This window comes from Pseudomonas sp. NFACC24-1 (assembly GCF_900115235.1).
Taxonomy (GTDB): domain Bacteria; phylum Pseudomonadota; class Gammaproteobacteria; order Pseudomonadales; family Pseudomonadaceae; genus Aquipseudomonas; species Aquipseudomonas fluorescens_AA.
Window position 1 is genome coordinate 18,405 of record NZ_FOVS01000008.1, and the last position, 17,623, is coordinate 36,027.

The 17,623-nt window shown below is 64.1% G+C and carries 13 protein-coding genes; all 13 read right to left on the reverse strand.

From position 1 onward, the window contains the following. Nucleotides 1-40 precede the first annotated feature (40 nt). Nucleotides 41-643, reverse strand: coding sequence for a glutathione S-transferase (locus BM317_RS09750; protein ID WP_092474110.1), 603 nt, complete (start codon nucleotides 641-643; stop codon nucleotides 41-43). Then, on the reverse strand, nucleotides 640-4,281 hold the full coding sequence (locus tag BM317_RS09755; protein ID WP_092474112.1) for an AAA family ATPase: 3,642 nt from the start codon (nucleotides 4,279-4,281) through the stop codon (nucleotides 640-642). Before BM317_RS09755 ends, BM317_RS09750 begins: the two co-directional genes overlap by 4 nt. After that, on the reverse strand, nucleotides 4,278-5,522 hold the full coding sequence (locus BM317_RS09760; protein ID WP_092165397.1) for an exonuclease SbcCD subunit D C-terminal domain-containing protein: 1,245 nt from the start codon (nucleotides 5,520-5,522) through the stop codon (nucleotides 4,278-4,280). The genes BM317_RS09755 and BM317_RS09760 overlap by 4 nt, the downstream gene beginning before the upstream one ends. A gap of 305 nt (nucleotides 5,523-5,827) precedes the next feature. Beyond that, nucleotides 5,828-7,465 carry a BatD family protein gene (locus BM317_RS09765; protein WP_092474114.1) on the reverse strand — a complete coding sequence of 546 codons (1,638 nt, stop codon included), beginning with the start codon at nucleotides 7,463-7,465 and terminating at the stop codon, nucleotides 5,828-5,830. Continuing rightward, a complete protein-coding gene (locus tag BM317_RS09770; RefSeq protein ID WP_092474116.1) occupies nucleotides 7,462-9,198 on the reverse strand; it encodes a tetratricopeptide repeat protein in 1,737 nt (578 codons plus the stop codon). The genes BM317_RS09765 and BM317_RS09770 overlap by 4 nt, the downstream gene beginning before the upstream one ends. After that, nucleotides 9,195-10,274, reverse strand: coding sequence for a vWA domain-containing protein (locus BM317_RS09775; RefSeq protein WP_092165400.1), 1,080 nt, complete (start codon nucleotides 10,272-10,274; stop codon nucleotides 9,195-9,197). The genes BM317_RS09770 and BM317_RS09775 overlap by 4 nt, the downstream gene beginning before the upstream one ends. Beyond that, nucleotides 10,267-10,761, reverse strand: a complete 495-nt coding sequence (locus tag BM317_RS09780; RefSeq protein ID WP_092474118.1) for a DUF4381 domain-containing protein — start codon at nucleotides 10,759-10,761, stop codon at nucleotides 10,267-10,269. Before BM317_RS09780 ends, BM317_RS09775 begins: the two co-directional genes overlap by 8 nt. Beyond that, complete coding sequence (locus tag BM317_RS09785; RefSeq protein WP_092165402.1) at nucleotides 10,758-11,702, reverse strand: DUF58 domain-containing protein; 945 nt, start codon at nucleotides 11,700-11,702, stop codon at nucleotides 10,758-10,760. Before BM317_RS09785 ends, BM317_RS09780 begins: the two co-directional genes overlap by 4 nt. Nucleotides 11,703-11,711: 9 nt before the next feature. Then, nucleotides 11,712-12,671, reverse strand: coding sequence for an AAA family ATPase (locus BM317_RS09790; RefSeq protein WP_039589986.1), 960 nt, complete (start codon nucleotides 12,669-12,671; stop codon nucleotides 11,712-11,714). A gap of 375 nt (nucleotides 12,672-13,046) precedes the next feature. Further along, nucleotides 13,047-14,201, reverse strand: a complete 1,155-nt coding sequence (locus BM317_RS09795) for a M20 family metallopeptidase (RefSeq protein ID WP_092474120.1) — start codon at nucleotides 14,199-14,201, stop codon at nucleotides 13,047-13,049. Further along, nucleotides 14,198-15,622 carry a M20 family metallopeptidase gene (locus BM317_RS09800; RefSeq protein WP_092165404.1) on the reverse strand — a complete coding sequence of 475 codons (1,425 nt, stop codon included), beginning with the start codon at nucleotides 15,620-15,622 and terminating at the stop codon, nucleotides 14,198-14,200. The genes BM317_RS09795 and BM317_RS09800 overlap by 4 nt, the downstream gene beginning before the upstream one ends. Next, nucleotides 15,619-16,608 carry an ABC transporter ATP-binding protein gene (locus BM317_RS09805; RefSeq protein ID WP_092474122.1) on the reverse strand — a complete coding sequence of 330 codons (990 nt, stop codon included), beginning with the start codon at nucleotides 16,606-16,608 and terminating at the stop codon, nucleotides 15,619-15,621. The genes BM317_RS09800 and BM317_RS09805 overlap by 4 nt, the downstream gene beginning before the upstream one ends. Continuing rightward, nucleotides 16,605-17,621 (reverse strand): ABC transporter ATP-binding protein, encoded by a 1,017-nt coding sequence (locus BM317_RS09810; protein WP_092474124.1) that lies wholly within the window; start codon nucleotides 17,619-17,621, stop codon nucleotides 16,605-16,607. Before BM317_RS09810 ends, BM317_RS09805 begins: the two co-directional genes overlap by 4 nt. Nucleotides 17,622-17,623 lie beyond the last annotated feature (2 nt).

Here is a 17,623-nt window from a genome sequence, read left to right on the forward strand (position 1 = left end):
GGGGATAAATCCCCTCGCCACAAGGGTTTTGTGCAGGGCGTTACTTGGCCATGATCGCCACAAACAGCTCGGACGCCAGGAACCTCTGCAACCAATCCTGTAGCCGGGGATAGGGCGCCTGGGCAAACCAGTCGCGGTCGACGTGGGCGAATTGCCGTATGAAGGGCATCACTGCCACGTCTGCCAGGCTCTGGTGCTCAGCTGCCAGAAACGGTCGGGTTTCTAGCAGTACCTCCAGGCGGCGCAGAAAGTCTTCGCCCTGGCTGCGGTAATGCTCCTTCGGGTGCTCGGGGTAGCGCTCGGGGTACTTGTAGCGATTCAAGTGCAACTTGAACACCTGGTCGTTTTCCTCGATCAACGCCGCCGTCAATGCCTGGCCTTCGGGGTCGTCCAGTAGCCTCCAGTCTTGCGGGTCGTGCTGGGCCAAGGCCCAGTTCATGATCTCCAGGCTTTCATCGATCACCCGGCCATCGACCTGCAGCACCGGCACCGTGCCTTTGCTGGAGAGGGCGAGCATCTCGTCTGGCTTGGCTTTCAGGCTGACTTCGACAATCGCCATGTCGACCGCGCTGTAGCGCAAGGCCATGCGCGCCCGCATCGCGTAGGGGCAGCGGCGGAAGGAATAGAGCGTGGCGCGGCTCATTTCACTTCCACCGTGCTCAACCCGTTGCCCTGGCGTCGCACTTGGATCTGCACCGGGATCCGCTCGTGCATTTCCTGCACGTGGGAAATCACCGCGACCTTGCGGCCTTGGGCCTGCAAGCCGTCGAGGGCGTCCATCGCCAGTTGCAGCGATTCGGGATCGAGGCTGCCGAAGCCTTCGTCGATGAACAGCGATTCGATCTTCAATGTGCTGGACGCCATCGAGGCCAGGCCCAAGGCCAGGGCGAGGGAGACCAGGAAGGTTTCGCCGCCGGACAACGAATGCACGGAGCGCAGTTCATCCCCCATTTCCGTGTCCATCACCAGCAGACCGAGCATGCTGCCGCCACGCTTGAGCCGATAGCGGCGCACCAGTTGCCGCAGTTGGGCATTGGCGTGATGCACCAGCAAGTCGAGGTTGTAGGCCTGGGCCAGCTTGCGGAAGCGGTCGCCGGTAGCCGAACCGATCAGGGCATCGAGGCGTGCCCAGCGCTGGTATTCGGCGTAGGCCTGTTCGATTTGCTGGGCCAGGGCTTGGTTGGCGTTCTGCCGGCGCTGGTCCTCGGCCTGTTCGGCACGCAGTTCGGCGCAACGCTGTTCGCTGACGGCGAATTGAGTTTGCAGTTCGGCGAGGGCTTCGGCGAGTCGCTCGGGCGCCAGGTTGCCGTTGTGCTGGGCCTGGTGGTTGTGCAGGCGCTGCTCGCGTTCGGTGAGCAATACGCTGGCCTGTTCGATGGCTTTTTCGCTGTTGAGCAAGCGCTGGCGCAACTGACCGAGGTGTTGCTCGTCCAGGCTGAGCAGCGCTTCGAGGGCAGCATCGTCCAGTTCAGGATGGCCGGTGCGCCACTGCGCGATACCTGTGGTCAACGCCTGAAGTTCGTGGTCCAGGGACTGCGCCTGTTCCTGGCGGGCCTTGAGTTCGGCGGCCAGTTGCACAAGGCTGTTGCGCACTTGCTGCAACTGCTGATTGGCCGTCGCCTCGGCCTCCCGGGTCTGTTCCAGGCGCTGGTCGAGTTGTTGTTGCCATTGTTCGGCGCTGAGGTGCTCGCCGAGCAGTTGCGCGAGTTTCTCCTGGCAGGCCAGCTGTTGCTCGCTCAGGGCGCTGAATTGCAGGCGGGCCGCTTCCAGTTGCTGGGCGCGGGTTTGCTGGCGGTCCTGCTCTTTCTCCAGGGTCTGCTGGCGCTGGCGTTGTTCGTCCAGTTCGTCGCGCTGCTGTTCCAGTTGTTCCAGGCGTTGGGCAATCTGTTGGTCGAGCTGCAGGAAGGTCGCGGCGGGCTCGTTGCGCAAGGCCTGCAAGGTGTCCGCCGGCAGCAGGGTGCTGAAGTGGTTCAGTTCCTCGTCCAGGCGCTGGCGGTCGCGGGCCAGTGCTTGTTGCTGGTTGCCTAGGTGGTGTGACGCCTGCTGGCTGGCCGTTTCGGCCTCGCGCAAGCGCTGGCCCATGCGTGCGGCGTCCTGCTGCAGGGTCAGCAGGGCGGCTTGGCGTTGTTCGTCCTGGCCGATGCGCAGGTGCAATTGGCTGTTCTGTTGGGTCAGCCAGGCGTCGCGCTTGCTCGCATCCTGGGCCAGCAGTTGCGCTGACAACGGGTGGGCTTCCAGGCTGGGGGCCAGGCTCTGTTGCTGGCTGGTAAGCTGTTCCTGTTGTTGCTTGAGTTCCTTGAGCTGGGCAATGACCCCGCTGTATTGCGCCCGCAGGTCGATGACTGTTTCATTGAGTCGCTCGACGGCTTTGCGGGCGTTGGCCTCTTCGGCTTCATCGAAGCGTCCGAGGTTTTCCAGCAGGGCTTCGGGCTGATGATAAGGATGCTCGACGCTGCCACACACCGGGCAGGGCTGCTCGTCCTGCAACTGTGCGCGCAGCTGTTCGACGCTTTCGCTGCGGGCCAGGCGCTGGCGCTCTAGCAGTTCGCGGGTCACGGTCAGGGTCTGTTCGGCGATGGTCAGCTCGGCCTTGGCTTCGCCACCCTCACGCACCAGGCGGTCACGTTCCTGCAACGCCTGTTGTTGGCGTCGCTCAAGCTCGGCACCCCGGTTGTCCAGCTCTTGCTGACTGGCCCACAACCGGGTCAGGTCTTCGAAGGCACGCAGTTGCTTGCGGTTGTCTTGCAGCAGGGTGCCGAGCAATTGGATCTGTTCAGCCACGGCCTCCGGCTCGGCGCCGGCTTCCTTGTACAGCACCTCGAGGTCTTGTCGGCGGCTGGCCAGTTCCTCGGCGGCACGGGCGGCGCCTTGCTCCAGCATGGAGAGTTCGGCCTGGCCCTGGTTCAGGCGATTGCCGATCAGCATCAGTTGTTGGAGGCGATCGCGATAGGCGTTCCAGGCGTCGCTCAGCGGTGCCAGGTGCGTGCTTTGTTCAAGCTCGCCGGCGATTCGCTGCAAGCGCTCGGCCACTTGTTTTTGCTGTTCGAGCAAGGTGTCGATGGCGCGCTGGCCTTCGGTGCAGGCCTGTTGCGCCTGGTCCTGATGCTCGGCGGCCTGGCTGGCGTCCCTGACGAGGCGGGCGAGGGTGCTTTGTTCCTCGAAAGCCTGGCGCAATAACGGCGCGTTGTCGCTGCTTTGTTGCCGGGCCGCGGCCAATGCCAGTTGCGTGACGCCCAGGCCCTTTTCCAGTTCGGCTTGCTGTTGGTGCAGGTCGATTTGTTGCTGGGTGAGCTGCTGGATCTGCGCGGCCAAGGGGTCAAGTTGTCGGCTCAGCTCCGCCTGGCGGATGAACTGATGGCGCTGGGGCGCCAGTTGTTCCAGGCGGGTCAGTTTCAGGCGTTCGTCGGCCAGGACGTGCCAATCGGCCTGGGCCTGTTGCAGCTGTTCGGCGGCGCTGGCGTGTTCATCCTGCAATTGGCGCAGGTCACGCAGCCAGGTGTGTTGCTGCTCCAGTTGCTTGAGTTGCGCCTGTTGGGCCTTGAGTTGTTGCTGGGCGTCGTTGAAGCGCTGGTCGAGCTCGGCCCGGGCTTCGGGGGGCAGCGGGGTGACACCGGTGGCCTGGTCCTGCAGCTGTTTGTGGTTTTCCTTGGCTTGCTTGGCTTTGTCGAAGGCGCGGCGGCCGAGGCGGGTATACAGGGCGGTGTCGGTGAGTTTTTCCAGCAGTTCGCTGCGGTCGTTGTCATCGGCCTTGAGGAACGCGCTGAACTCGCTCTGGGCCAGCAACACGGCACGGGTGAACTGCTCGAAGTTCAGCCCCAGGGCGGCTTCGAGCTGGGTCTTGTATTCGCCTTTCTGGCTCGCCAACAGTTGATCGTTGTCCAGGTCCCGCAGGCTCTGGCGGCTGGCTTGTAATTTGCCGCCGGCCTTTTCCCGGGCGCGATTGGCTTCCCAGCGGGCCCGGTAGCGGCGTCCGTCGATGCCGCGAAAATCCACTTCGGCAAAGCCATCGCCGGTGCCACGGCGCAGCAGCGTGCGCGGATCGCCCGTGGCAATCTCGCCATCGACGTCCGGCACCTTGGCATCGCGCCCGGTATTGTTGAGGCGCGGCACAGCGCCGAACAGCGCCAGGCACAAGGCGTCGAGCAGCGTGCTCTTGCCGGCGCCGGTTGGGCCGGTAATGGCGAACAGGCCGGCGCTGGCCAAGGGTTCTGCGGTGAAATCGATTTCAAACGGCCCGGCCAGGGACGCCAGGTTTTTCAGGCGGATCGCGAGGATCTTCATGGTTGCTCGCTCTCCATCTGAACGTCTTGCAACAGCACGGCAAAGTCCTTGAGGGTCTGTTCATCCACTTCGTTGCCATAGGTGTCCTGCCAGGCGCGGCTGAACAGTTCCTGCGGGCTGAGTTGATCCAGTTCCACCAGCGCGCTGCCGTCATCGGCACTGCCGGCGCCACCGTTGCCGGCGTACTCGGCGGCGATCCGTACCAGGCGCACGGCCTTGCCTTGCAGTGCGGTTTCGACCTGGTGGCGCAGGTCCGGCTGCGGTTCGTCGAGGCGCACCCGCACTTCCAGCCAGGGTTGGCGCTGGATGTCGGCCAGCAGGTCGATGTCGGGCAGCTCCTTGAGTTGCCCAAGGATATCGGCCAGGGGAGCCGGGCCCAGGCGTTGCAGGTTGACGGCCCGGGGAATCAGGCGCGGCTCGACCTTGACCAGGGTTTCGCCGTCCAGGGTGATGTCGAGAATCTGATGCTGGTAGCCAATTTCCGAGAATGACAGCGGGATCGGCGAGCCGCTGTAGCGGATGCGCTCTTCGCCGTTGACCTTCTGCGGTTTGTGCAAGTGGCCGAGGGCGACATAGCTGATGCTCGGGCCGAACAGGCTGGCGGGCAGGGCCTCGGCGTTGCCGATGATCAGGCTGCGCTCGGAGTCCTCGGACACCGAACCGCCGGCCATGTGCGCATGACTGATGGCAATCAGCGCCTGGCCTTTCTTGCGCTTGCTGTTGGCCGCGGCGATCAGCCACTCATGCACCTGGCCGATACCCCGCAGGTAGTCGTCGCCCAGTTGCGCGCCGGTGACTTCGGCGGGACGCAGGAACGGCAGGGCCAGGCACCACGCCTTGACCTTGCCCTTGGCATCGGGCAATGGCAACAACAGGCGCTCGACGTCCAGTTGGCCGTCGTCCAGCCACAGCACCCGGCCCAGAGCGTGGGTGCGCAAGCGGCGCATCAGCGGTGCAGGTAGCTCGATTCGCGAGCCGGAGTCATGGTTGCCGGCGATCATCACGATGGTCAGGTTGGCGTTTTGCTCATGGGCGCTGACGATGAAGTCGTAGAGCCGCTCCTGGGCTTTGACCGGCGGGTTGACGGTGTCGAAGATGTCGCCGGCGATCAGCAGCACGTCGGGTTTTTCGTGGGTCAGCTGACGCAGCAGCCAGTCGAGGAAACAGGCGTGTTCGAAATCCCGTTCCTGACCGTGCAGGTTTTGCCCCAGGTGCCAGTCGGAGGTGTGAAACAGACGCAAGGCAAACTCCAGAAAACAGATGGTGGCCGCGATGAAGAGAAGGGCGGCTAAAAGAAGGAGAGTTTACTGGGAAACGGGGGGGAGGACTTGTTCAACTTCGTTGGATGTACCGATCAAGTCTGGAGTCAACTCTGTGGCGAGGGGATTTATCCCCGATAGGCTGCGAAGCAGCCTTGGAATCCTACCTCTCCATTTGTCTGTTTGATGGCGTCGACAGTGTTGGGGCCGCTTCGCGGCCCAGCGGGGATAAATCCTCTCGCCACAGGTACTGTGGCTGGGTTTATTTCTCTGCATCAATGCGTGAGTTACTTGGGGTACAACGGCGGTAACCCGGAATCACTGGCCGAGGCTTGCGCCCCTTCGGTGGGCGGGATGGTGCGGATGGCGCGCCACAGGTCTTCGCCTTGCCAATGCTGGCCGGTCTCGCTGTAGAGCGCGCCGTTGAGGCCGTCCAGGGCATCGGACAGCGGCACGAAACGCGCCGCCATGTCGGCCAGGGTTTCCGGTTGCTGGCGGGCCCAGGCATCCAGGGCCTGGCGGGTGGCGTGGGGGTCGTTGGCCAGGCAGGTGCGCTTGAGGTCGTCCAGCAGAGTGCGCGGGCTCGGTCCGGCCTGGGTCGAGCGCAGGATGGCCGGCTGCCAGCGGGCGCGCCACCACAAGCCAAAGCCGAGCAGCGTCGTGCAGGCCAGGATCAGGCTGCTCAGTTGCCAATACCACAGGGTCTCGCTGTCGACTGTTGTCACGATCTGCGCCGTGCCGGCGGGCGTATCCACCATCAGGCTCGGATTGTTCGCCACCTGCAGGGTTCGCGCCGGGAGGCTGGTGCGGTCCAGGTGATCTTCCAGGGTGTTCCACCAGACCACTTCCACCGGTGGCAACTCGATGGTGCCGCTACGGTTGGGCACCAGCGCCTCGCGGTCTTCGCGGCTGCCCACCAGCCCGCGTTCACTGCTGCGGCTGCTGAGTACCGGCTGGTCCGGATAACGTCGCAGGCCATTGATCTCGGTGGCCGGCAACGGTGGTAATTGGGCGCTGGCCAGGCCTTCGGCTTCCAGGGTCAGGCTGCGGGTCAGGGAGTCGCCCACCTGGCTGTGGGTCGGTTCCGGGCTCCAGCTCTCGCTCAAGGACAGGCTGCGTGCCGGTAACCAAGGCACGTCGGCCGGGTAGCTGGCGGGCTTGGGCTTGACGCTCAGTTGCAGGAGCTCGGAGCTTACCCGCATCAATTGACCGGGCTTGGGGCCGGAAGGGGCGGCGTCCTGGGCCACCGGTTCGACCAGGGTGGCGCTGAAGGTCTGCGCCGGGATCGTCAGTTCGCCGCTGCGCTGCGGGTAGATGCCATAACGCAGTTCGATCACGCCGTGGCGCACATCGTTGATGACCTTTTCATAGGTGCGCGATTCGCCCAATTGTTCGGTGCGGGCATCGGGGATGTGCAGCGGCGTCAGGCTGCTGTCGTCGTACAGCGACACCGAATGGTAGATGCGCAGCGTCAGGATTGCCTGGGCCTGCACATACACCTGGGTCTGGTCGAGGCTGGCCTCGATGAACACCGGTGCCAAGGTCCCGGACGCATTGCGGGTTTCGCTTTCGATGACTTGCAAGGTGATCGGCTGGCTGGTCACTTCGCCCAGTTGCAGCGGGGGAATGATCACGGTACCGCTTTGGCGCGGCAGCAGGGTGACGATCCAGCGGGTGGTGGCGCGGTTCTCGCCGTCGAGGGTCGTCAACTGGTTGACCTGACGGGTGCCGCGCACATCGAACAAGGCCTGGAGCGGGCCCAGGTCGGGTTTGCCGAACAGCGTGGCGTCGTTGGATTCCAGGGTCAGCTCCACCGTTTCCCCGGAGTTCAGGCGGCTGCGGTCCACACTGGCCGTCAGCTGTGCAGCCTGGCTTCCAGAGGCCCAGAGCAGCAAGACGAGGAGGTAGGCGGTGAAGCGGGTCATGGGGTTTTTCCCTGGGCCTGATGGCTTTGCTGTTCATACCAGAATTTACGCCTGAGCAGCTCGCCGGGATTGTCCGGGATCTGGCGCAGCCATTGTTCCATGGCCTGGCGTTGTTCTTCTTCATTGCGCTGGCCGGCGGCGGGACGCAGCGGCGGCGTGGTGGTCTGCTCGTCAGGCAGCTCGCTGCCCGGCACATCCTGGGCGGTGGGCGCTTGTGCGGTCCGTGGCGGCTGGGATTCGTCCGGTGTCGAGGTTGTCTCGGCGGAGGGTTGGCCTGCTTCGGAAGATTGACTCGTCGAAGTGCTATCCGGCGTTTGTTCGCCCTGGCCCGGTTCCTCGCGTTCGGCGGGCTTGGGCTCTGGCGTCGGTGGCGCCTGTTCGTTCAACAGGCTCTGCACCAGGGCCTTGTTGGTCTGGGCCGGGCGCAGGTCGGGTTGCAATTCCAGGGCTTGTTCATAGGCATCCAGTGCGGCTTCCAGCTCACCGCTGCGGGCCAGGGCGTTGCCACGATTGTAGTGGGCACGGGCGTCGTTGCCTTCGGCGAAGCGCCGGGCGGCTTCGCTGTATTGGCCGGCTTCGTACAGGGCGACGCCTTGCCATTGGCTGTCTTCGAAGTGGACGGCGGCTTCGGCGGGGCGCTTTTGCTTGAGCAAGTGCTGGCCCTGTTGGTCGGGGCGCAACCACAGGTCCTGGAATTCGAAAGCGTGGCCGGTTTGCGGCAAGACGAAAAGCAGCGGCAGGCAGAACAGCCAGCCTCGACGCCCGGCGCAAGCGGCCAGCAGCAACAAGGGCAGGAGCAGCCAGTAACCCTGGTCGGCCCAGGTGTCCAGGCGCAACGTCTGGCCGTCGCTGCGCAGATGGCGAGGACCGTCCAGCAGACCCAGGCCGCGCAGATCGCTGTCGTCCAGCCGCGCGGGTCGGTAGCGGCCGTCCAGCTCGTTGGCGAAGGCCTTGAGGCCCGGGCTGTCCAGGCGCGGTACCAGAATCGAACCCTGGGCATCCTTGAGGTAGCTGCCATCTTCCTGGGCCACCGGTGCGCCTTCGCGGGTACCGATGCCCAGCATCAGCCATTGTGTAGCGGAACCGTCCAGGACTTGGCGGATGCCTTCACGCTCCTGTTCGTTCAACGACGAGCCGATCAGCAGGATCCGGCCGTGGCCGAGTTCACCCTGGTCCAGCAGGGCCATGGCTTTATGAACGGCCAGGTCGGCGCGATGGCCGCTTTGAGGCATGATCGACGGCGCGAGGGCTTCGAGCAGGTTGGTGCTGGTGGCCAGGTCGTCGGACAGCGGCACCAGCGTGTGGGCGCTGCCGGCATAGACGATGATCGCGGTCTGGGCATCGCTGCGGTTCTGCAACAGGTCCAGCACCTTGCGCCGGGCCTGTTCCAGGCGCGTGGGCGGGACATCGGTGGCGAGCATTTCCGGGGTCAGTTCCAGTATCACTATCAGCGGATCGGCGGGTTTCTGGCTGGTCTGTTCGACCCGCGCCCAGCTTGGCCCCAGCAACGCCAGCACGATCAACAGCCAGCCCAGGCCCAGGGCAATCCATGGCAGCCGGCTTTCCCGGCCACTGCCGCCACTGAGCAGTACGGCGTGGAAGGCTGGCGGCAGGATCATCTGCCAGCGGCCCACCCGTTTCTGCCGGTGCCACAGTTGCCAGAGCAACCAGCCGAGCAACGGCAGCAGCAACACGAACCAGGGGCGCAGCCAGTGCGGCCAGAGGGCGATCATCGACGCCTCCGCAAGCGCAGGCGCTTGAGCCGCTGGCGCCACTCGGTATGTTGGGACGGCTGGAACAACGGCTGGTTGAACAGACGTTGCAGTGGGTTGTCCGGCCAGCGCGCCCGGGCCACCAGCAATATGCTCAACAGCAGCGCAACGGCCAGGGGCCAGTGATACAGCGCCAGGGCAGGGCGCGCCTGGGTCGGTTGCTGGGTCACCGGTTCGAGCTGGTCGAGGGTGCTTTTGATCGCCAGCAATTGCTCACCATCCTGGGCACGAAAATAGCGACCGCCTGTGACCTGGGCAATGTCCTTGAGGGACGGTTCGTCGAGGTCCAGGCTCGGGTTGACGCCGAGGAAGCCCGCCGTGCCACTTTGTTCCGGGTCGGCACCAATGCCGATCGGGTAGATTTTCACGCCTTCGTCGGCGGCCAGCCGCGCGGCGGTCAGCGGGTCGATTTCGCCGCCGTTGTTGGCGCCGTCGGTGACCAGGATCAGTACGCGACTGTGGGCCGGACGCTGGCGCAGGCGCTTGAGGGCCAGGCCGATGGCGTCGCCGATGGCGGTATTCTTGCCGGCGATGCCGATGCGCGCCTCGTCGAGCCAACGACGCACGGTGCGGCGGTCGAAGGTCAGCGGCGCCTGTAAGTAGGCCTGGCTGCCGAACAGGATCAGGCCGACCCGGTCTCCTTCGCGGCCTTCGAGAAAATCCCCGAGCATGTGCTGGACCAGCGCGAGGCGACTGACTTCTTCGTCCTTCCACTGCATGTCGGGAAAGTCCATGGAGCCCGAGACGTCCACCGCCACCAGCAGGTCGCGACCGCTGGCGGCAATGGGCAGCGGTTCCCCCAGCCACTGCGGTCGTGCAGCGGCGATCAGCAACAGCAGCCAGAGCAGGATAAAGGGCGCCTGTTGCCGCCAGGTCGGCAGATTGGCCCGGGCTCGACGGCCCACCAGGCCTTCCAGGTCGTCGAGGAAGCTGACCTTGAGCGCCGGCTCGCCGCTGTCGGCCGCCGGCAGTACCAGGCGCATCAGCCAGGGCAGCGGCAAGAGGGCGAACACCCACGGCCAGGCGAATTCAAACATGTTTGCGAATCCAGATTTCGACCGCCTGGGTCAGGCCGGCGATGGCTTTGTCGTCGAGCTTGCATTCGGGCTTGTAGGCGCCTTCCACCAGTACCATCCAGCGCGTCAGGCCGGCGGCCGGGCAACGGTTATCCAGGAAGGCCAGCCATTTGCGCCCGTTGAGGGTGTGGCTCTGGCTGTAGGGGTAGTGGTTGCGACACAGGCGCTTGAGCAGCCCGTTGAGTTGCTGCAACCAGGCACCGGCCGGCGCGCCGTCGTAGGGCTTGGGCAGCTGGGCGAGTTCGGCCAGGGCGGCCAGGCGCACCGGGTCCAGGGGTTGCTCGCTGCGGACGGTGGTGCGCTTGGCGGGAATGAACCGGCGCAATTGCCACAGCCCCAGGCCCAGCAATGGCAACAGCAGCAGTAGCAACCACCAGCCTGGCGCGGGCGGCCAGAAACCAATGGGCGGTGGCGCCATCAGCGGCTGCAATTGATCGAGACTGCTCATCGGCTTTTCCCGGCCCGCTTGGGGTTCAGGTATTCGCGCAACTGCTCGACCATGTCGCCCTGGGTACTCAGGGGCATCATCAGGATTCGCAGCTTTTGCGCCAGCAATTCCCAACGCGCCTGGCGTGCCTCGGCCTGGGCGCGATAGGCCTGGCGCAGTTCGAAATTCAGGGTGTCGAGCTCCAACTGCGCGCCACGCTGGGCGAAGCGCAGCAAGCCGGCGGCGGGCAAGGCGTGATCCAGCGGGTCCGACAGCGGCAGCAGCAACAGGTCGCAATGGCGCGACAGCAGGCTCAGTTGCTGTTCGGCGGTGTCGGACAACGCACGCTCGTCGCAAATCACGATCACCAGGCTGCCGGGCCGCAGCACTTCCCGGGCCCGGCGCAGGGCGATGCCGAACGAGTCGCGGTCCGGCTCGCCCTCGGTGTGCAGTGACTGATTGACCCGCACCAGCCGGTTGAGCAATTGCAACAGGCTCTGTTTGCTGCGCCGCGGCTTGACCTCGTAATGGGTGTTGTTGCCGAACACCAGACCGCCGACCCGGTCGTTGTGCCCCAGCGCGGCCCAGCCGATCAGGCTGGCGGCCTGGGCGGCGAGTACCGACTTGAACATCAGCCCCGAGCCGAAGAACAGCCGGTGGCTTTGCTCGATCATGATGAAGATCGGCCGCTCCCGCTCTTCGTGGAACAGCTTGGTGTGAGGCTCCTGGGTCCGGGCGGTGACGCGCCAGTCAATGGTGCGCACGTCGTCGCCGGCCTGGTAGACCCGCACCTGGTCGAAATCGACCCCGCGCCCGCGCAGCTTGGAGTGGTGCAGGCCGATCAGCGGGCTGCGCTGGCCCGGTGTCGAGAACAGTTGCACCTCGCGCACGCGATGGCGCATCTCGATCAGCTCCGAAAGGCTGACGCGGATGCCCGGTGCGGGCGCCAGGGGGTTATTCATGACGCATGCTCAAGCGACAGCGACGACGTCGAGAATCCGCTGCACGACCCGGTCCTGGTCGATGCCGGCGGCCTCGGCTTCGAACGACAGAATGATGCGATGGCGCAGCACGTCGAACAGCACGGCCTGGATATCTTCCGGGCTGACAAAGTCACGCCCGGCCAGCCAGGCATGGGCACGGGCACAGCGATCAAGGGCGATGGAACCCCGCGGACTGGCGCCGTAGGCAATCCATTCGGCCATTTCCGGATCGAACTTGGCCGGGTTGCGGGTGGCCATGATCAGTTGCACCAGGTACTCCTCCACGGCGTCGGCCATGTACAACCCGAGGATTTCCTTGCGTGCGGAGAAGATCGCCTGCTGGCTCACGCGGCGCTCGGGCTTGGTCTCGCCGTTCAGCGCTTCACCCCGGGCCTGCTGGAGGATGCGGCGTTCCACGGCAGCATCGGGAAAACCGATCTTGACGTGCATCAGGAATCGGTCGAGCTGGGCTTCGGGCAGCGGGTAGGTGCCTTCCTGCTCGATCGGGTTCTGCGTGGCCATCACCAGGAACAGCGGCGACAGTTCATACGTGCTGCGCCCGACACTGACCTGGCGCTCGGCCATGGCTTCGAGCAGGGCCGACTGGACCTTGGCCGGGGCGCGGTTGATTTCGTCCGCCAGCACCAGGTTATGGAAAATCGGCCCTTGCTGGAACACGAAACTGCCGGTTTCCGGCCGATAGATTTCCGTGCCGGTAATGTCGGCGGGCAGCAGGTCAGGGGTGAACTGGATACGATGGAACTGCGCTTCGATGCCCTCGGCCAGCTCTTTGATGGCCTTGGTCTTGGCCAGCCCAGGCGCGCCTTCCACCAGCATATGACCGTCGGCGAGCAAGGCGATGAGCAGGCGCTCGATGAGTTTTTCCTGGCCGAGAATCTGCGTTGAAAGAAAGGTTCGCAGCGCAAGCAGCGCTTCACGATGTTCCATCGATGACTGTTCCTGGAAAGGGTGGCCCCAGGCGTTCGGATAACGCCGGGGCTGGGGGCGTTACTTTAATGCATGGCGGGGGGTGGCGACTAACGGGATTTTGTCTGGTGTGCGGATTTGTGATCGGTTTGGAGTCAAGGTATGAGTGAGTTGGCTTGGGATGGCGGTTACACAATCAACATTGACGTCGCCTGAGCCGCCGCTATCGCGAGCTCGCTCCCACAGGTTTTTGCGTCGTGTGCAAATGTTGTGAACACCCGCAACCCCCTATGGGAGCGAGCTTGCTCGCGATAGCGGTGGTAGAGCTACATAGAGGTTGGACATGTGTCCCGCTCTTGTTCTTGCTTTGGACTTTGATCTCGACGCCCCGTTAGCTCAACGGCTCTTGCCAACAGCCAGGATGGTCGCCACCAACGCCTGGGCGCGAGGCACCAGCGTGTCCAGTTCCAGATATTCACGATCGGTATGAACCTTGCCCCCCACCGGCCCGAGGCCACACAGGGTTGGAACGCCCAGGCTGGCGGTGAACCCGGAGTCGGCACAACCGCCGGTGAACTCGCCTTCGACGCTGAAACCCAGGGCCAGGGCCTTTTGTTGGTAGATGTGCAGCAATCGTTCGCTGTGACGGGCCTCCATCGGGAGAAAGGTGGTCGCTTCCTTGAGGATGGCGTGGGTGCCGATCAGTTCTTCTTCGGCGACGATGCCCAGGATTGCGGTAAGGATCCGGTCCCAGTGCTTGAGTTCGATGAAGCGCACGTCCAGCCGGGCCGAGGCGCTCGGTGCGACGGTGTTGCTGGACGTGCCACCGGATATCAGGCCAACGTTAGTGGTGATGCCTGCCGGGTAATCGGTCAAGGCATGGAGCTTGACGATCTTGCGTGCCAGGGCCTCGATGGCGCTGGCGCCGTCGGCATGGTTGACCCCGGCATGCGCCGCACGGCCGCTGACTTCGATGATCAGCGTGGCACCGCCTTTGCGTGCGCTGACCACGTTACCACTGGCCCGGCCGGGTTCGGTATTGAGCACGGCGCGGGCGGCACGGGCTGCCTGTTCGATATGGGGCCTGGCGCTGCCGGAGCCGATTTCTTCGTCACCGGTGTACAGGACCTGCACCGGATAGGGCAACTGGCCGGCGCGCTTGAGTGCCTTGAGGGCGAAGCAATTGAGCACCAGGCCGCCTTTCATGTCGGCGACGCCGGGGCCATAGGCGAGGTCGCCATCGCGGCTGTAGCCGCGCGTCGCGGTGGTGCCTTTGGGGAACACTGTGTCGCGATGGCCCAGCAGCAACACCGGCTTTCCAGGTTCGCCTGGCACTTCGGCGAGCATCACGTCGCCAAAACCATTGACCGGCATGCGCTTGAGCAGGATGCCGTCGGCTTCCAGTTCTGCCGCAAGCAGTGCCCCCACCGCGTCGACGCCGGCTTTGTCATAGCTGTTGGAGTCGGTGTCGACGATACGCTGCAGCAGCGCTTCCATGGCGGGGCGCTGGTCGGCAAGCCAGTCCAGCGCCTGTTGTGCCGTGGCGCTCATTGCGCCTGCTCCCGCAACTGATGTTCCTGGGCCAGGCGTGCCGCGTCGTTGCCCAGGTCCCAGAACAGCCCGGCCATGATTTGCAGGCTTTCCTTGACCACCGGTGCCAGCAAGTGCTCGTTCGGCGCATGTTGCGAGCAGGCCGGGTACGAGTGCGGCACCCACAAGGTTGGTAGGCCGAGCACGTCGGCGAACACATCGTTGGGCAGCGAGCCACCGAGGTTTGGCAACAACGCGGGTTTTTTCCCGGTGGTCTGGGCCAAGGAGCCGAGTGCCCAATTGACCCACGGGCTTTGCGGGTCCAGCCGAGTGGCATGCATCACCTCGACGTGGCTTTGCTTGACCTCGACATGGCTGAAACCATGAGCATCCAGGTGGGCACGCACAGCCGGGATAAAGGTCGTGTAGTCGCTGTTCACCACGAAACGGATATGGCAGTGGGCATTGGCCTTGCCGGGGATCGCATGCACGGGGGCGTCCGGGTTGCCGGTCTTGAAGGCGATGACGTCGAGGGTGTTCCAGCCGAACACCTTTTCGCTCAGGGATAGCTCGGGGTTGCCCCAGTTGGCGTCGATTTCCGGATCGCCCGGTCCACCGCCGACGTCAATATCGGCCAGTGCCTGGCGAACCGGCTCAGGCAGTGTCGCGGGCATCAGCCCCGCCACTTTCACCCGACCGTGTTCATCGACCATGCTCGCGATGGCATTGGCCAGAATGATCCCGGGGTTGGCCAGCAGCCCGCCCCAGTTGCCAGAGTGATGGGCGCCTTCACGCAGATTGACCACCAGCTCGAAGTTGAACACCCCCCGTGAGCCGAGAAAAATCGTCGGTCGTGACGCTGCCAGACGCGGGCCGTCCGAGGCAATGAATATATCCGCCGCAAGCTCTTCGCTGTGGGCGGCACAGAACGCGTTCAAGCCCGGCGAGCCTTCTTCTTCGCCCATTTCCAACAGCAGCTTGACGTTGAACCCCAGCTTGCCGTCGCGAGCCTTGAGCGTTTGCTCCAGCGCGGTCAGGTTGATCAGGTGCTGGCCTTTGTTATCCGCCGTGCCGCGGCCGTACCAGCGATCGCCCTCGGCAATGACTTGCCATGGCGACAGGCCTTCACGCCATTGGGCTTCATAGCCGCGCACCACATCACCGTGGCCGTAGCTGAGCACGGTCGGCAGTTCCGGGTGTTCGATGCGTGTGGCGATCATGAAGGGACCGCGCTCTGCCACCGGGTTGTCATAGATCTTGACGCTGAAGCCCATCGCCTCGACATGGGGGGTGATGAACTCATGGAGATAGCGATACAACTCGGGCCGGCTGTCCGTTGCCTGGCTTTCGGTGTGCAAGGCGACGCTACGTTCGAGCAAACTGAAAAATGCGCCGTTATCAAATTGCTCGGTGGTGTTGCTGATGGCCAGTGAACGACTCATGAGTGGACGAGCTCCAGTGTTTGGGCGGGATTGTCGTGAAGGTGGCAACGCACATTGCCGCCGATAATCGGATCATTGGCCGGGTAGGCCGTCTTGCAGGGAGCGAAGCAGCTCGGGCAGCGCGGATGGAAGGCGCAACCGGAGGGCGGTGACATCGGATTGGGGAAGGAACCGCGCAGGCCGATTTCGGGAATGCCCAGGCGTGGATCGGGGGTGAGCACCGAATCCAGCAAGGCGCGGGTATACGGGTGGCCGGGTTCAGCGAATAACGATTCGCGGGTACGTTCTTCGACGATGCGCCCCAAGTACATCACCGCGACCCGGTCGGCGAGGTGTTCGATGACCGCCAGGTTGTGGCTGATCAGCAGATAGGTCAGGCCGAACTCGCGCTTGAGGTCTTGCAGCAGGTTGAGAATCTGCGCCTGCACCGACACGTCCAGCGCCGAGGTGGGTTCGTCGCAGATCAACACGTCAGGGCGCATGATCAACGCCCGGGCAATGGCTACCCGTTGCCGTTGGCCGCCGGACAGTTGGCTCGGATAACTGTCGATGACCCGCTTGGGCAGACCGACCACATCGAGCATCGCTTCGGTTTTCTTGCGCCGCTCGGCGGGACTGCCGATGTCATGCACGATCAGCGGCAGGGTAATGATTTCCCGCAGTGTCTTGCGTGGGTTCAGCGAGGAATACGGGTCCTGGAATATCGGTTGAATGTGCCGGGCCATTTCCTTGCGATCCGTCGCCGCCAGATGTTTGCCGTTGACCAGCACATCACCGCTGGTCGGCGCCAACAGACCGAGCAGTAGCTTTGCCAGGGTACTTTTTCCGCAACCGGACTCACCTACCAGGCCGAGGGTCTCGCCACGCATCAGGCGCAGGGAAACACCATCCACGGCTTTCAGGGTGGCGGCGGGTTTGAAAAAGCCCTTGTTGATTCGAAACTCGCGACGGATGTCACACAGCTCCAACGTGATGTCTTTTTTCATGACCTTGCGCGCTCCAGAAGGCGAATCGGTGCCGGAGCCGGTGCGGCGAACAGGCAGCGCGCCATGTGTCCCTCCTGCTCGATTTCGGGAATGTCTTGCGCGCAGGCCGCTATCGCTTGAGCGCAACGATTGCGGAACGCACAACCCTGCTGTTCGCCCACCAGGCTTGGCACCAGGCCTGGAATCGAACCCAGGGCCTCGCCGGGTTTGGTCCGGCCAGGGATGGGAATACTGGCCAGCAGACCACGGGTGTACGGATGCTGCGGGTTCTCGAACAGTTGCCGGGCCGGGGCGGTTTCGACGATTTCCCCGGCATACATCACCGCAACCCGATCGGCGATCCGTGCCACCAGCCCAAGGTCGTGGGTAATGAAAATCACCGCCAGGCCGAGTTCTTTCTGAATGTCGCGGATCAAGCGCAGGATCTGCGCCTGGATGGTCACGTCCAGGGCCGTGGTGGGTTCATCGGCGATGATCAGGTCCGGTTCGCACATCAACGCCATGGCGATGATCACCCGCTGGCGCAAACCGCCTGAAAGTTGATGCGGGTACTGGCGCAAGCGTTCGGTGGCATTGCTGATACCGACTTTCTCCAGCATTTGCGCGGCGCGAGCCAGGGCATCCTTGCGTGACACCTTGCGATGCTGAGTCAGCACTTCGCTGAGCTGATCGCCAATGCTGTAGGCCGGGTTCAGCGAGGTCATCGGCTCCTGGAAGATCATCGCCAGACGGTTTCCGCGCAGGTCGCACATGCGCCGCTCGCTCTGGCCGATCATGTCGATACCGTCCAGTGTCAGCCGGGACGCGGTGCGTTTGGCCTTGCGTGGCAACAGGTCCATCAGCGCCAGCGACGTCAAGGATTTACCGCAGCCGGATTCGCCGACGATGCACAACATTTCACCGCGTTCGACTTCAAAGCTCAGACCGCGCACGGCATGCAGCATGTCATCCGGCGTCGGGCTGTTGCCCATGGGGATGTCCACACGCAGGTTTTCAACATGGAGTAGTGCCATGT